This window comes from Actinoplanes sp. NPDC023936, assembly GCF_040639325.1.
GTDB lineage: Bacteria > Actinomycetota > Actinomycetes > Mycobacteriales > Micromonosporaceae > Actinoplanes.
The window spans coordinates 89338-102449 of the sequence record NZ_JBEZZR010000013.1 but is presented as its reverse complement, the minus strand read 5'-3'; the positions used below and the strand labels follow the sequence as shown (position 1 = coordinate 102449).

Annotated in this window: 19 protein-coding genes; 6 read left to right on the top strand and 13 right to left on the bottom strand. The window is 68.8% G+C overall.

The window, feature by feature from the left end; translation table 11 throughout:
* Nucleotides 1–128: 128 nt before the first annotated feature.
* From AB0F72_RS19270 to AB0F72_RS19250, 5 genes are all read right to left on the bottom strand, one after another.
* Nucleotides 129–593, bottom strand: coding sequence for an ester cyclase (locus AB0F72_RS19270; RefSeq protein WP_360432721.1), 465 nt, complete (start codon nucleotides 591–593; stop codon nucleotides 129–131).
* Between the two features lie 122 nt (nucleotides 594–715).
* Nucleotides 716–1189 carry a MerR family transcriptional regulator gene (locus AB0F72_RS19265; RefSeq protein WP_360432718.1) on the bottom strand — a complete coding sequence of 158 codons (474 nt, stop codon included), beginning with the start codon at nucleotides 1187–1189 and terminating at the stop codon, nucleotides 716–718.
* Between the two features lie 412 nt (nucleotides 1190–1601).
* Nucleotides 1602–2150 carry a TetR/AcrR family transcriptional regulator gene (locus AB0F72_RS19260; RefSeq protein ID WP_360432715.1) on the bottom strand — a complete coding sequence of 183 codons (549 nt, stop codon included), beginning with the start codon at nucleotides 2148–2150 and terminating at the stop codon, nucleotides 1602–1604.
* Between the two features lie 62 nt (nucleotides 2151–2212).
* Nucleotides 2213–2680: a nuclear transport factor 2 family protein gene (locus AB0F72_RS19255; protein WP_360432712.1), complete on the bottom strand. Its 468-nt coding sequence runs from the start codon at nucleotides 2678–2680 to the stop codon at nucleotides 2213–2215.
* A gap of 497 nt (nucleotides 2681–3177) precedes the next feature.
* Nucleotides 3178–3816, bottom strand: a complete 639-nt coding sequence (locus tag AB0F72_RS19250) for a helix-turn-helix domain-containing protein (RefSeq protein WP_360432709.1) — start codon at nucleotides 3814–3816, stop codon at nucleotides 3178–3180.
* A 60-nt stretch (nucleotides 3817–3876) separates the two neighbouring features.
* On the opposite strand from AB0F72_RS19250, the gene AB0F72_RS19245 reads away from it, so the two are divergent.
* Complete coding sequence (locus AB0F72_RS19245; RefSeq protein WP_360432706.1) at nucleotides 3877–4428, top strand: ester cyclase; 552 nt, start codon at nucleotides 3877–3879, stop codon at nucleotides 4426–4428.
* Here AB0F72_RS19245 and AB0F72_RS19240 read toward each other — a convergent pair.
* The gene (locus AB0F72_RS19240) at nucleotides 4401–4751 is read right to left on the bottom strand and encodes a hypothetical protein (protein WP_360432704.1); all 351 of its coding nucleotides are present in this window, start codon (nucleotides 4749–4751) and stop codon (nucleotides 4401–4403) included. The genes AB0F72_RS19245 and AB0F72_RS19240 overlap by 28 nt on opposite strands.
* Nucleotides 4752–4914: 163 nt before the next feature.
* Nucleotides 4915–5118, bottom strand: a complete 204-nt coding sequence (locus tag AB0F72_RS19235) for a hypothetical protein (protein WP_360432701.1) — start codon at nucleotides 5116–5118, stop codon at nucleotides 4915–4917.
* A 6-nt stretch (nucleotides 5119–5124) separates the two neighbouring features.
* Between AB0F72_RS19235 and AB0F72_RS19230 the strand changes: the two genes are divergently transcribed.
* Nucleotides 5125–5526, top strand: a complete 402-nt coding sequence (locus AB0F72_RS19230) for a hypothetical protein (protein WP_360432697.1) — start codon at nucleotides 5125–5127, stop codon at nucleotides 5524–5526.
* A gap of 21 nt (nucleotides 5527–5547) precedes the next feature.
* Here the strand turns inward: AB0F72_RS19230 and AB0F72_RS19225 are convergent, their stop codons facing one another.
* Nucleotides 5548–5679, bottom strand: coding sequence for a hypothetical protein (locus AB0F72_RS19225; RefSeq protein ID WP_360432694.1), 132 nt, complete (start codon nucleotides 5677–5679; stop codon nucleotides 5548–5550).
* Between AB0F72_RS19225 and AB0F72_RS19220 the strand changes: the two genes are divergently transcribed.
* Nucleotides 5668–5955 carry a hypothetical protein gene (locus tag AB0F72_RS19220; protein WP_360432691.1) on the top strand — a complete coding sequence of 96 codons (288 nt, stop codon included), beginning with the start codon at nucleotides 5668–5670 and terminating at the stop codon, nucleotides 5953–5955. The two genes, AB0F72_RS19225 and AB0F72_RS19220, sit on opposite strands and share 12 nt — an antisense overlap.
* Before the next feature lie 38 nt (nucleotides 5956–5993).
* The gene (locus AB0F72_RS19215) at nucleotides 5994–6896 is read left to right on the top strand and encodes a S41 family peptidase (protein ID WP_360432688.1); all 903 of its coding nucleotides are present in this window, start codon (nucleotides 5994–5996) and stop codon (nucleotides 6894–6896) included.
* Here the strand turns inward: AB0F72_RS19215 and AB0F72_RS19210 are convergent.
* The 3 genes from AB0F72_RS19210 to AB0F72_RS19200 form a co-directional block, all read right to left on the bottom strand.
* On the bottom strand, nucleotides 6878–7459 hold the full coding sequence (locus tag AB0F72_RS19210; protein WP_360432685.1) for a dihydrofolate reductase family protein: 582 nt from the start codon (nucleotides 7457–7459) through the stop codon (nucleotides 6878–6880). The genes AB0F72_RS19215 and AB0F72_RS19210 overlap by 19 nt on opposite strands.
* A gap of 67 nt (nucleotides 7460–7526) precedes the next feature.
* On the bottom strand, nucleotides 7527–8369 hold the full coding sequence (locus AB0F72_RS19205) for a helix-turn-helix domain-containing protein (RefSeq protein ID WP_360432682.1): 843 nt from the start codon (nucleotides 8367–8369) through the stop codon (nucleotides 7527–7529).
* 361 nt (nucleotides 8370–8730) lie between these two features.
* Nucleotides 8731–9114: a hypothetical protein gene (locus AB0F72_RS19200; RefSeq protein WP_360432679.1), complete on the bottom strand. Its 384-nt coding sequence runs from the start codon at nucleotides 9112–9114 to the stop codon at nucleotides 8731–8733.
* Between the two features lie 775 nt (nucleotides 9115–9889).
* Between AB0F72_RS19200 and AB0F72_RS19195 the strand changes: the two genes are divergently transcribed.
* Complete coding sequence (locus tag AB0F72_RS19195) at nucleotides 9890–10873, top strand: TerC family protein (protein WP_360432676.1); 984 nt, start codon at nucleotides 9890–9892, stop codon at nucleotides 10871–10873.
* A 39-nt stretch (nucleotides 10874–10912) separates the two neighbouring features.
* Here the strand turns inward: AB0F72_RS19195 and AB0F72_RS19190 are convergent, their stop codons facing one another.
* Nucleotides 10913–11455, bottom strand: a complete 543-nt coding sequence (locus AB0F72_RS19190) for a helix-turn-helix domain-containing protein (protein ID WP_360432673.1) — start codon at nucleotides 11453–11455, stop codon at nucleotides 10913–10915.
* A gap of 91 nt (nucleotides 11456–11546) precedes the next feature.
* Here AB0F72_RS19190 and AB0F72_RS19185 point away from each other — a divergent pair, with 91 nt between their 5' ends.
* Nucleotides 11547–12749 carry an FAD-dependent monooxygenase gene (locus AB0F72_RS19185; protein WP_360432670.1) on the top strand — a complete coding sequence of 401 codons (1203 nt, stop codon included), beginning with the start codon at nucleotides 11547–11549 and terminating at the stop codon, nucleotides 12747–12749.
* A gap of 119 nt (nucleotides 12750–12868) precedes the next feature.
* Here AB0F72_RS19185 and AB0F72_RS19180 read toward each other — a convergent pair whose 3' ends face one another.
* A complete protein-coding gene (locus AB0F72_RS19180; RefSeq protein ID WP_360432667.1) occupies nucleotides 12869–13111 on the bottom strand; it encodes a hypothetical protein in 243 nt (80 codons plus the stop codon).
* Nucleotide 13112: the final 1 nt, after the last annotated feature.

Below are 13112 nucleotides of genomic sequence, written 5' to 3'. Positions count from 1 at the left end.
CCCCCGCTGTCGATAGCCTCTGCACGTAAGCGGCTGTTTCGCGGAGAGCATCCAAAGATCCAGCTTTGAGGTACGCGGTGGTCATGCTCACGTGAGCCTCCTGGTCGCTGCCGTACGAATGGTGGGCATCACGATCGGGGGGCGAGTTCGACGCCGAGCTGGCGCATGGTCTCGAGGTTGTCGTACTGCACCCACTCCTCGGCGAGCTTGCCGTCATCGTCGTAGCGGAACATGTTGATCAGCGTCAGCGTGAACTTGCCGCCGTGGGGCTGGATCGTGCCGAACGGCGAGGGCTCGAACGGCCCGTCGAAGATGCCGCCCATCTCGGTGCGGCATCCGACGAGGGAACCGGATGAGACGATCTCGTAGCGCTCGCAGTAGAAGCCGCTGAACGCCGCACGCATCTGCGCGAAGAAGACCTCGAGCCCCTGGAAGTCGAGTTCCACGCCGGGGCCGTGGAACCGGAAGTCCTCGCTGAAGTACTCCCGCAGAACGGCAGGATTCTCCTGAGCGATGGCGTCCCGGCCGACCTGCACAAGCGCACGGGAGCGCTCGTCGTAGCGAGTGTCATCGGGCTCGATGAACTGAGACATGTTCTTTCCTTACGTTTGCCGACGATGGCACTTCACCCGAGGCTCACCAGAGCGGCTCGGGGGCCAGGTCTGCAACGTTAGAACCTGGAGTTGACTCCAGGTCAAGCCCGGTTCCGGGCGCGTCAGGAAGCCGGGTCCGGCTTGTGCGCCCCGATCACGCCCCGGGCCGCGAAGTAGGCGTCGTCTTCGTCGTCCCTGACGAAGAGGTCACCTGCGGTCCCGAGTGACACAGCCTCGGAATATGCCGCCACCTTCGTGGAGATCAGGTCGAGCGCGTCTTGCAAGGCGGCCATCTGTGCCCGCACCGCCGCTTCGTGGCGCTGCAACAGCGTCAAGCGCTCACCCTCGTTGCCGGCACCGGCCCGGACCAGCTCGGCGTAACGGGCGATCTCCGGCAAGGGCATCCCGGAGGCGCGCAAGCGCTGACAGATGCCGATCCAGGCGAGGTCATCGGCCGAGAACCCACGGCGGCCACCCGCACTCCGGCGGGGAGGCGGAAACAGGCCCTGGCGCTCGTAGAAGCGAAGAGTATCGATGCTGAGGCCAGTGCGCGCACTGACTTCTCCGATGGAGAAAAGCTCTTGAACGACAGGCATGAGACCAGGCTACGTTCACGCGCGCCCGGCTCCCTCGTCTCAGGAGCCGACTGTTCGCTGGACACGAACCGCGCGCCCACCAGGGCAGGTCGGCTGAGACCACGATTCCGGCTCACCCAGGGCTGACGGCCGTGAGAAGCCCCCACGGCTCGCACTTCCAGGCCGGTGCACCGACCGGGTACGTCGGCTCTCGAACAGAGAGAACAGCACGCCGCCCACAGAGCGCTATCGGCCGACATCAGGCGGGTGGTCCTTGGGCTCTACCGGGACGACGCCCTCAACCATGGTCGCGCACGGTAACGATGCTCCGCCTCGGCCAGTGCTCGCAACGGCAGTGTCTCACGTTCTGAAGCCGGTCCCGCCGGTCAGTCGCGTTGCTGGCGAACGTCAGCCGCGGGTTCGTGTTCGCGGCTCAGCTGCCGTTGAGGATACGTGCCCATGGCTCGTCGATGTCAGCGAGGCCCAGGGCGAGCGTGACGTTCTCGAGCATGCCGGCGGCGAACCACTGCCGGACGGCTTCGTCGGATCCCAGGAGCTTGCTGACGAGCTCGACCTGCTTGGCGTAACACCACCGCACCGCGTCACCGACGAGTGGTTCGTCGGCCGCGCAGTTGGCATGCATGAGGAATCGCAGTACGTCACGGTCCTGAATGAGGGAGCCGTAGGCGGATCGGGCGGCGCGTAGAGCTACCTCGGGCGGCTGAGGCAGCGGGCCGGCCTCGGCGAGGTGGGCGGTCAAGGTGTTCGTCATCAACTCGGACACGTGGAAGACGGCGTTGGCGAACAGCGTCTGTTTGTTGGCGAACAGGCGGTAAAGGTACGGCTGTGAGATGCCGGCGCGTTCGGCGATCTCGGTGGTCGTCGTCCCGTAGAAACCCTTACGCGCGAAGCATGTGACAGCGGCCTCCAGGACGGCTTGGCGGCGCTGGTCGCTCTTCTCGCTGGAGCCGGGGGCGGGCATGACCGACAGTCAATCATGGCGGCGCGGCGCGGGGTCGTCACCCCACGCCGCGCCGGTCGCCGTCAGCTGCCGAACGCGACCTGGTCCGCGCCGGCCTCAGCGGTGCCGGGGTTCAGCGCCTCGATGGCCACGAGCGGGTTCCAGTAGTCGACGTAGCGGGTGATCCGGCCGGCCTCGTCGGTGTGGACCACCGAGATGCAGGTCTGCTCGTAGGGCTTACCCGTGGGCACCGCTCGCCCGGTCGACCGGAATTCGGCGATAGCCGTCGCCGGGTCGGCGGTCTCGTGGAACACCAGGTCCACGAACTGCACATCGAAGGTCTTCGGGAAGTTGTTCATGTGGGCGACCAGCGCGGCATGTCCTTGGACCTGGCTGGGGACGCCGGTCGGGGCGTAAGGGAACTCGAGGGTCGCGTCGGGGGCGAACAGGGCAACCCACTCGTCGATCCGCCCGGAGGACACCAGGCGCAGGTGCTCGGCGAGGGCGTGCTGTGCGGCGGGTCGCTGCTGGGAAACCAGGGTGTCGCTCACGCGAACTCCTTCATTAGTGGTTGACCTATAACGAACGTACTCGCAGGTGTCCTGACGTGGAAGCCCGGAACACCGTGGGGGTACTCACGACCCTTCACCCTTGGCACGTCAAGGATTGGCGGCTCTCCCGATCCGGCACCACGGCACCCGGCAAGCACCTCCCGCACCGGCCCATGAGTGCGCCAGCGGGGATTGCCCCAAGCCGAACAGGGTGACGACGAGGATGAGGGTGGCGCGCTGTTCCGGTGTCATCGCCGGCGCCCTCCGGTGGTGGTGTCCTGCGGTGGGCGGTACTCATGCCGGCGAGCTGACAGGGGAACGCTGATCACGGGAACGCACCCAGCCGGCGAACTGGCCGCCGAGGGGGCGTGAGGCGGCCGCCTCACGCCCCGGCAGTGGTTACCGGGTCGCGGTGGCAACAGTTGCGGCAACGGGCACGCCCGTCGGCCAAACGCTGCCGTGGGCGCGGCGCGGCCCGGCGCTCGTCGCCGCGGGCCTCAGGGCGTGACGAGGGCGTCGGCGAGCGAGCGCGCCAGCCATTGCTCGTATTCGTCGAGCGACCAGCGCCGATCGCCCACGAGCAGGTCGAAGACCTCGGGCGAGATGAGCGTCCAGACGATGTCGCACGCCCGTTCGGGGTCGAGGCCGTCGCGCAAGCCACCGGTGGCGGCGAGGTGGCGCACGATGCCGCCGGCGCCGTTCATCCGCTCCCGGTTGGTGGTCTCCCGGAACCCGATCAGGTCGGGATCGCCGCCGCGGGCGCCGGCGAGCAGTTTGGCGAGCAGCGGGCCCACCCGTTCGCCGACCCGGCGGGCCGCGAACGCGTACCGGGCCAGCTTTTCCCGAGGGTCGGTCGCGGTGAACACGGCCTGGATCTCCGGGCGGTCGATCATCGGGATCGGCTCGTCGTCGCCGGCGAGCGTGACGTCGTAGACGTCTTTGATCAGCTTCGCCTTGGTGCCGAACGTCTTGCGGATCGTCTCGACCGAGATGTCGGCGTGTGTCGCCACCGCGCGCATGGTGACCGCCGCGGGCCCGCGCTCGACGAGCAGCTCCCGGGCGGCGTCCAGGATCCGGCGGCGGGTGAGCCGGGCCTGTTCGGCGCGGCGGGTGTTGTCGTACACGCGACCAGACATTGATTACCGCTCCATGAGATTGAATACTTCGTCAGTGTACCCAATATTTCCGGAGGGATCATGTCCACCATCGATGCGGAGATCTGCGTCCGTTCCATGACCATCATGGGTTCCGGTGACCTCGCCGACCTGGACCGCGTGGTTCATCCGCAGGCCACCAACCGCGAGGCGAAGGATGAGCCGCCCGCCTGCCGCGGCCGGGGACCCGCCGCGTTCGCGGCCACCGCCCAGTGGCTGCGGTCGGCCTTCGCCGACCTCGCGTTCGACATCCACGACGCGGTGACCGACGGCGACCTCACCGTCGTGCACTGCACGATGTCCGGGCGTCAGGTCGGCGCTTTCGTGGCCTACGACGAGCACGGCGCGGTGGCCCAGGCGTTCCCGTCCAAGGGCCGCCCGTTCGCGGTCACCCAGACCCACTGGTTCCGGATGAAGGACGGCCAGGTCGTCGAGCACTGGGCCAACCGCGACGACATGGGCCTGGCCCGCCAGCTCGGCTGGGTTCCACCCACCCCGGCATTCCTGCTGCGGATGGCCCAGGCCACGCGGCAGGCCCGCCGTGCCGCGGCGAACGCGGAACCGGTTCAGACCGCGTCACCACTGACCCGGTAGCGCTCCCCCGAGGAATGGCCGCCCGGATGACCCTCGAACAGCGAGCAGTCCGACTCCTTCTTCGGTTGCTCCCGCCGCACCGGGCACCAGGTGTACGGGTTGATCTCGGATGCGCTGAGCGTCCACTGGGCCCACCACATCGTGGCGCCCACCTGCTGCGCGAGCGCGGCGTGCGATCCGTCGTGGCCCCGCTCGAGTTCGCAGCCCAGCTCCGACTGCACGGCCGGTGCCAGCGCCGGCAGGCCGTCGAGGAACGCCTGCTGCGCGGCGTCGAGCGTGATGCGGGCCGGACAGGTCATCAATTCGGCTTCATCAATCGACATGTATGAGTTATTGCCGGTCGAGCATCGACTTAACCGGTTTACCTCACGGTAACTACCGAGTGGTGCTGACCGTGGGGCCGGGAGACTCCGCCTTCCGCCTCCCCATCGGCACGGCCGCGACAACGAACGCTCCGAACCCCAGCAGCGCTACCCGGGCGCAGCATCACCGCCACTCAGGTCGAGGATCTGGGCGAACGGTGATGACGGCCAGGGTCAGGCCGCCGGCGGGTGCCCCGGCGACAGCGTCATGGACGATGGTCTGGCTGCTCAGCTTCTCGGCGGTCGCATGCGCGGCGCGCAGCAGCGGCCCGGCCGCGGCCGGATTGTACTTCCACTCCTTCGCCACCCAGCTCCTCAGCGGGCTCACAGACAGGTGATCCACTCCGCCGCCGCTGTCCTCGCCTCCGACGGCGTCCTCTTCTACGACACCGTCGCCCGCACCACCCTTGGCCGGATCGTCTACCTGGGCCTTTTCCAAGGGCTGCCGGCCACCCGCATCATGCCCTCCGGACGGTACGCGGCCAAGCGCCTGCGCCCGCCCGAAGAGGTGATCAGCGCGCTGAGCGGACAAGGGTTGACCAGCGAAGACATCCGGGGCTTCAAGCCACGCAACCCCGTCAACCTGGTGAAGGCGGTGTTCGCCCGGCGCAGTGGGCGGATCTCCGACGACGGCGTGGCCCCGATGGCTGACTTCGTGCTGGAAAAGCCCGGTGCCCCTCCGCTGGTGACGTACCTGGGCTGCGCCCGCCGGGCCCCACTCCAGCCCCGGTCATAAAAGCACCGCACCGTCGACCTACTACGCCACCACCCGCCCGGTGAGCACCCGGACGGTGAGCGACGGCGAGCTGACCGAGACGATCAAGCAGACCGTTGCCGTGAGTGTGGTGACGCCGAGGAGCAGTGCGGCTGGGACGAGATGCCCCAGCACTGGCGCGACGTTCTTGTTGCCCGGGACGGCCCGGCCCGCGTGCGCGCCGATCGGCAGAGCAGCCAGTCGGTGAAACTGCTGTTGCTCGCGGTCTTCCGGAGGCAAGGAGCCACGATCACGGAGGCCATCGCGGCATTCGAGGCGCTTGTCGACGACGGCATCGTCGGTTCACCGGCCGAGATGACGCTTCTTGCCGAGCGCCTGAAGAACGCCGGCGCGACCGTGTCGCTGACACCGGCGCGGTCAGCGGCGGCTCTGCCGACGGCAGAGCGCTGAACGGTGACGGTCGCTCAGCCACGCCCTACCGTTTGATCATGGCGATCGACGAGCTCACCGGGTTCACCCATCATCTGACCGGTTGGCTGCGCCGGCTCATGCCGCCCGGCCCGCGTCTCGACCGGCTCACTGCCGACCTCGAGGCCACCTTCGCCGGCCGGCCGGAACCGCTGACCGCGGCCGGCTGCCGTGCCGTCGAAGCCTGCGCGCGGGCGCACACCCGCCACCTCGAACTGCACTTCGACGCCGGCTCGGCAGCGGAGCCGGACACCCGATCGCACGGCTGGCCCCCGGTCGATCCGGAGCAGGTGCGGGCCCGGGCGGCCGGGGTCCGCGAGGTGCGGCGCCTGGCGGACGGGACTTTCGCGCTTGCCCTCGACACCCTCGATCCGGTGGAGCACTCCGGCCCGTACCTGGAAGCTGCCTTTGCTCTGGCCCGCGGCGCCGGCCGGCTGGTGCTGGACCTGCGTGGCAACGGCGGCGGCGACCCGGGGACGCTCGCGCTGGTCGCCGAGCATCTGCTCGGTGACGGCGCGCAGCAACTGTCCGAGGTGATCTACCGGGACCGGCGACGCCAGTGGTGGACTCGCGCCCGCCCGGCCGGCTCGGCGCTGACCCAGGATCTGGCGGTGCTGGTGAGCTCGCGGACCTATTCGTCGGCGGAGGCGCTGGCCTATCACCTGCAGGCGCGCGGCCGGGCCGTGATCATCGGCGAGACGACCCGGGGCGCCGCCGACCATGTCACCCCGATCCGGCTGACCGGCCAGGTGGTGGGCCTGCTCCCGGAGGGCACCGTGATCGACGCCGTCACCGGCTCGAATTGGGAAGGCGCTGGCGTACGCCCCGACGTCGCGTGCCCGGCGGACGAGGCATGGGAGGCGGCTCTGGCCCGGCCGGTGCGTGATCACGCTCCGGGGACCGGTCAACGGCGTACCCGATAGCGCAGGTGAAGCACCCGGTTGCCCTGGATCACCACGTCCGGATCCGCCAGTAGGTGCTGGGCGTGGACCGACCCGAAGTAGCGTTTGCCGGACCCGAACACCACGGGTACGACGTCCATCCGTACCTCGTCGATCAGGCCCGCGGCAAGCACCTGGCCACCGACGTCGCCGGCGGCGACCTCGACAATGCGGTCACCCGCGAGCTCCTGCGCCGTGGCCACGGCCGCCTCGACGCCGTCGACGAAGTGAAACGGCGCCTCGGGGTCCCAGCCCTCGGGCGCCGGGCGGTGCGTCACGACGACCACGTGGTCGATTCCGCTCGGCGGCTTCCCGTCCCAGCCGTCCGTCATGTCGAAGACGTGGCGGCCGGCGATCGTCACCCCGATCTGATCCCAGTACGGCCGGGTGTAGTCGTAGGACGGCTGCGACACCGTCAGCACTCCACTGTCGTCCAACGGGACGTCACCGCTGGACAACCAGTCGAACAGCGGTCCGGGCTGGTCGTTCTCGTCGGCGATGAAGCCGTCCACCGACACCGAGCTGTACATGACCACCTTGCCCACAGGGCTCTCCTCTGCTTCGGGTGCCGCCCCAAATTAGCGTGTCGTGGACTGTCGCTCTTGTAAGAAATCAATCGGCCGGGAGCGGCCAGCTGTCCAGCACGTGGCCGGGATGGTCGCGCAGGAACCGCCGCCGGACCTCGGCGTACCGGGTCGGCGTGAGCCCGGTGAAGGCCCGGAACTCGTGGCTGAAGTGGGCCTGGTCGAAGTAGCCCGCGCCGCCGGCGACGGCGCCCCAGTCGATCGGCGCGGCGAAGTCGATCGCGAGCACGGTGGTGGCGAAGCGATGGGTACGGGCCAGCCGCTTCGGCGTGACGCCGACGAGCTCCTTGAACCGCTGTGCCAGATGGGTGCTGCTGACACCGGCTGCCGCGCTCAGGTCGCCGATCGCCACCGCCCCGCTGGTCGCCGCGATGACGCCGCTCGCATGGCGGACCAGCCCCAGGCCTGCGGTCGTCTCGCACAGCCGTCGCATCAGCTCCTCCTCGAGCAGCGTCAGCATCGCGCACGGCTCCCCCGCCGTGTTCAGCCGGTCTCGCAGCTCAGCAACGTCCGCCCGGCCCCAGACCTGCTCCAGCGTCACCGGCCGGTCGGACAGCTCGGCCGCGGGCATCGGCAGGAAGGGCGCCAACCCCCACGGCTTGACATGTACGCCGACGGACCGGGTCCGGGGCGGGTAGCCGAACTCGAACGCGCGGGTGGGCGTGGTGACCACGCAGCCGTCGGCGTACTCGGCCGGCACGGTGCCGGTGCCGGCGCGGATGCGGAACGGCGCCCCGAGGTTGACGATGAGCAACGCCGCCGGGCTTGCGGGCAGCGTCAGCCGGGCGTACGGCGGCGCACCCTCCAGGTAGTAAAGGTCGTCGATCAGCCCGTCCAGCGGTGGTCGCGGCACTCGGGACGTGTACTCCACGCCCACAGCATCGCCGACGCTCCACCGGCATCGCGCGCCGGGCTGGTCCAGCGATCGATCCGACCAGTGTGGACCTCCTCATCGATCCGAGCCGCTTCCATCCGCATCACCGACCAAGCGGAACAGCACCTGGCGCAGAAAAACGTGCTCGGCAGGGATCGATGCGGCGAGGTGGCCTCGGTGCGGGTTCCGAGCCGAAGCATGCGGCTTCGTTCGGCCCTGACGGCGCCGGATCCGCTTGGCATGAACCGTTCACGGCTGCCTTACGAGCGGCATTCACGGCCGGGTGTGCTTGACGACTCCGTCAGCAGCGGCCTCTCGGCGGCAGTTGGGTGCGCGCAGGCCGGCCCCATCCCGCCAGTCAGGACTCGCCGTCATCGAACTCGTCAGGGAACGCGGACAGCCGCGCAAGGATGGCGACTTCGAGCTCCTCGTCCTCGGGGAAGAGCTCGAAATATTCATTCTCCCTGGAATTGATGTAGTCCTGATCGTCGCGGTTCGCAAGCAGATCCGTGAAGAAGGGGTCGAGATCCGGGAAGCCGAAGTATTTAAGCCCTTCGGCAGCTCGCCGGAACGTAACCTCCTCAAACGTCTCGACCGCCCACGCCAATCCTTCCGGAACTACATTGTTGTGGAGGTGCTGAACTCCCGCCAACATCCTGGTGCCCTGCGAGGCGGTTTCAAAGGCGTCGTCAAGCCAAACGTCAATGGAATGGTTCCAGACTGCATGCAAGGTCGGGTCCATTGTTCAACTCCGGTATCGACGCCGCCGAGGGGTCGCCAACCTATCGCACGATCCCGTCAGGCGCACTGATCTTGGCACGACAAGACGCCGGTCCGTCACCCGGTGTGCCGGCATCCGGGGTAAAGCCGGCGCTTTCCGGAAAGCCGCGGACGTGGGAGGCCCCACAGAATGCCGCACACCCCGTAACGCTCCCCGTGGACAGTCACCCATCGTGACGTGGGCTGGGCTCGATGAGCCGCCCGGACGCAGACCCGGCGATCCCCCTTCACCCGGCGGGCGAAATGGCGGGCGACCTGGCGACCTGCGCTATCAGCAGCCCCTGCCAACGTCTTCGAGAGTTCCTTAACCTCAGCGACGGCGCGCAGCGGGTACCTTGACGCGGCAGAACAATGAACGCCGTGCGGGTTCCACGATTGCTTATCCTGTTTCGGGATTCTCCCGGACCGCGGATGGTGGCGATCATAACGAGAGCTCATGTGAGGTATTAGTGATTTCTGCTGACCGGTTCCCGGTGGGGCGGCGACAATGGGTTCATGGCGCAGCTCTCTTTATTCCCCGTGAGGCATCTGCGGGCCCCTGCTGCGCGCCGCAATTATTCGCCGGAGGGGGAGCGGTCCCGGCGTGAGCACGAGCGGCATCGCGCGACGACCTCGGTGACACCCGTGATCAGCCAAGTCTACTTACCGGAAGGTAAGCGTTGACGATCACGACCTCGCACCGTTTACTTATCGGTAGGTAAACGATGCGAGGTCGGAGGAAAGCTGTGCCCCCACCCATGTCCGTGCCCGTCTGGCTCTGGGCGGCAACCATCGCAGCGCTGATCGCACTCGTCCTGGTCGACCTGCTCGTGGTCGACCGCCGGCCCCACCGGGTCGGCGCGGCGGAGGCGGCACGGTGGGTGGTGTTCTACGTCGGTTGTGCCACCGCGTTCGGCATCGGCGTCTGGATCTTCGGCGGTGGCGCCCAGGCCGCCGGTTTCGCCACCGGTTACCTGACCGAGTACTCGCTGAGCGTCGACAACCTATTCATTTTCATGATTATCATGGCGAACTTCGCCGTCCCCGCCGTGCACCAGCATCGGGTGCTTCTCATCGGCATCGTGATGGCGCTGGTGATGCGCGGATTCTTCATCGCCGTCGGCGCGCAGGCCGTCCAGCGGTTCAGCTGGGTCTTCTGGCTGTTCGGCGGCATCCTGATCTATACCGCTGTCAAGTTCGCGGTCAGCGGCCAGAACGAACCGGACTACGACGCCAACGGCGGGGTGGTCCGGCTCGTCCGCCGGGTCTTCCCGGTGACCGATGACTACCACGGCGCACGGCTGACGGTCCGGCAGAACGGCCGCCGCCTGCTGACCCCGATGTTCATCGTCGTCATCGCGATCGGCGGGGCCGACCTGGTCTTCGCCGTCGACTCCATTCCGGCGATCTTCGGCATCACCCAGGACGCGTACCTGGTGTTCGCCGCCAACGCGTTCGCCCTGATGGGCCTCCGGCAGCTCTACTTCCTGCTCGGCGGACTCACCGAGAAACTGGTCTACCTTCCGTACGGGCTGGCGGTCATCCTCGGCTTCATCGGCGTGAAGCTGATGCTGCACGCGTTGCACGAGAACGAGCTGCCGTTCATCAACGGTGGCCGGCACGTCACCGCCGTCCCGGAGATCAACAACTGGGTCTCGCTCGGCGTCCTCGTCGCGGTGCTCGCCATCACGACGGCGGCGAGCTTGCTGACGACGCGCCAGGCGGCCGGGCGGCCGAACTGACCCGGACCCGCCGGACCGCGCCACGGGTCACCGGCCGGGTCAGGACCGGGACAGCCCCAAGGTGTCACCGGCCGCGTCCAGCGCGGCCTCGCGCAGCTCCCGTGCCGGAACGTCGGGCATGACGATCGTGCAGTCACCCAGCCCGCCGATCGCCATCTGCGCCCGGGTCAGCTGAGCCAGTGACGGCGCCGGTCCGACCAGCGCCGTCACCAGCCGCTGCCGCCAGCCGGCCACCGCCGTGGCCAGGTCGACCATGGCGAGGACGCTCGGATCGCCCATGATCATGGCAGTGACGTCCCGGTGCCGGTAGATCGCGTCGAAGTACGACCCGAGCAGCTCGCGCGGATCGGAACCCGGCCCGGCATCGGCCAGCGTCGCCTCCACCTCGTCGATGAGCGGCTGGACCAGGCTGCGAACCAGGTCCTCCCGGGACGCGAAGTGGTAGTACAACGCGGGCTTCGTGATGCCGACCCGCTCGGCGATCTCCCGGAGGCTGACCTGGTGGACGCCCTTCAGCGCGATCAATTCCAGGGCCGCCGTACGGATCCGGGCGGCGGTCTCGCTGGTCTTCGGTCTCGGCACCTCGCCCACTCTACTTACCGGCAGGTCAGGCGTTGACGGCCGACGCCCCAGCGCGTTTACTTACCGGTAGGTAAACGATCGGAGGTGAGCCGTGCACGCATTGATCTCAGGCGCGAGCATCGCGGGTCCGGTGCTGGCCTACTGGCTGCGCCGGTACGGCTGGCGGGTCACCGTCGTGGAACGGTCCCCGGCCCTGCGGGCGGGCGACGGCGGGCATGCCGTCGACCTCTTCGGCCCGGCCGTCGAGGTGATCGAACGGATGGGCCTGCGGGATCGCGTCCACGCCGCCCGCACCCGCAACGACACCATCACGCTGTTCCGGCGGCACGGGCGGGCGCCGGTCACCGTCGCCACCGCGGACCTGAGCACCGGCATCTCCGCCCGGCACGTGGAGATCCCCCGCGGCGCCCTCGCCGGCCTCCTGCATGACGCCACCCGCGATGACGTCGACTACCGCTTCGACACCGTGATCGAACGACTCGACGGCACCCACGCCCTGCTCTCGGACGGCAGTAGCGTCACCGCCGACCTGGTCGTCGGCGCCGACGGCCTGCACTCCGGAGTCCGGCGCCTGAGTTTCGGCCCCGAGTCTCGCTACCGCCGGTTCCTCGGCGCCTACCTGGCGGTCTACAGCCTGCCGGACGTGCTCGGCACGGGCCCCACCGTCGCGACGTTCACCGCCCCGCGCCGGGTCGTCGCCGTGTACCCCACCGCATCGCCCGGCCGATCCCGGGCCCTCCTGCTCGTGCGCTCGCCACAGGTGATCTCCTGCGACCACCGCGATCCCCGGACACAAAAATCCCTGGCCCGCGAGCTGGTCGAGGACGCCTTCGACCCCCGGCTCACCCCCGTGCTCGCCCATCTCGACACCGCCGACGACTTCTACTTCGACGAGATCGCACAGATCCGGATGGACCACTGGTCCCACGGTCACGTGACGCTCGTGGGTGACGCCGGATACGGCCCGGGCCCGGCAGTCGGCGGCGGCACCAGCCTCGCGGTCGCCGGAGCCTACGTGCTGGCCGCCGAACTCGGCGCCGGATCATCCACCGGCGTTCCGGCCGCCCTGGCTCGCTACCAGGCCGCACTGAGCGAGCCGGTCCGGCGCGCCCACCGGTTCGGCCGAGCCGTGCTGGGCTCGATTGTTCCCCGCAGCCACGCACACGTCTGGCTGACCGCACAGACCATGCGGGCGCTACCGCACCTGCCGGCCACCATGCGGAGCCGGCTGACCTCCTTCGGCAGCGGCCCGGCCGGGATGCTCGGCGACCTGACCCTGCCTCCGGCGCCATGAGCAGCCCGCACCGCACTGCCTGCCGCCCGGCGAACGCAAAGCCCGGCGACGATCCGGGCAGCCGCAACACATCGGTACGGGCGGGGAAGGAGCACTCCCCCGCCCGTACCGGTGCGCGTTCAGTCGCTGACGTTGATCCGGGCGCCGGCCGCGACGCCCAGCCGTTCCAGGATCTCGGTGACCTGACGGACGGCATCGTCGGCCGCCAGGTCGGAGGAGACCTCGAGGTCGAGGTTGGAACCGGACTCACCGGTGCCCGCGCCGACGACCTCGAATCCGTCGAGTTCGCTCAGCTCGTCCTCGATCTCGTCCCGGTCGACGGGCAGACCGGGCGGGAAGTACACGTCCACGAAGTAAGGCATC

What these genes read in the sequence shown, in the direction of transcription:
- AB0F72_RS19270 (WP_360432721.1), bottom strand. Translation starts at nt 593, where the DNA reads ATGTCTCAGTTCATCGAGCCCGATGACACTCGCTACGACGAGCGCTCC.
- AB0F72_RS19265 (WP_360432718.1), bottom strand. Translation starts at nt 1,189, where the DNA reads ATGCCTGTCGTTCAAGAGCTTTTCTCCATCGGAGAAGTCAGTGCGCGC.
- AB0F72_RS19260 (WP_360432715.1), bottom strand. Translation starts at nt 2,150, where the DNA reads ATGCCCGCCCCCGGCTCCAGCGAGAAGAGCGACCAGCGCCGCCAAGCC.
- AB0F72_RS19250 (WP_360432709.1), bottom strand. Translation starts at nt 3,816, where the DNA reads ATGTCTGGTCGCGTGTACGACAACACCCGCCGCGCCGAACAGGCCCGG.
- AB0F72_RS19245 (WP_360432706.1), top strand. Translation starts at nt 3,877, where the DNA reads ATGTCCACCATCGATGCGGAGATCTGCGTCCGTTCCATGACCATCATG.
- AB0F72_RS19240 (WP_360432704.1), bottom strand. Translation starts at nt 4,751, where the DNA reads ATGTCGATTGATGAAGCCGAATTGATGACCTGTCCGGCCCGCATCACG.
- AB0F72_RS19220 (WP_360432691.1), top strand. Translation starts at nt 5,668, where the DNA reads ATGCCCCAGCACTGGCGCGACGTTCTTGTTGCCCGGGACGGCCCGGCC.
- AB0F72_RS19215 (WP_360432688.1), top strand. Translation starts at nt 5,994, where the DNA reads ATGGCGATCGACGAGCTCACCGGGTTCACCCATCATCTGACCGGTTGG.
- AB0F72_RS19200 (WP_360432679.1), bottom strand. Translation starts at nt 9,114, where the DNA reads ATGGACCCGACCTTGCATGCAGTCTGGAACCATTCCATTGACGTTTGG.
- AB0F72_RS19195 (WP_360432676.1), top strand. Translation starts at nt 9,890, where the DNA reads ATGTCCGTGCCCGTCTGGCTCTGGGCGGCAACCATCGCAGCGCTGATC.
- AB0F72_RS19180 (WP_360432667.1), bottom strand. Translation starts at nt 13,111, where the DNA reads ATGCCTTACTTCGTGGACGTGTACTTCCCGCCCGGTCTGCCCGTCGAC.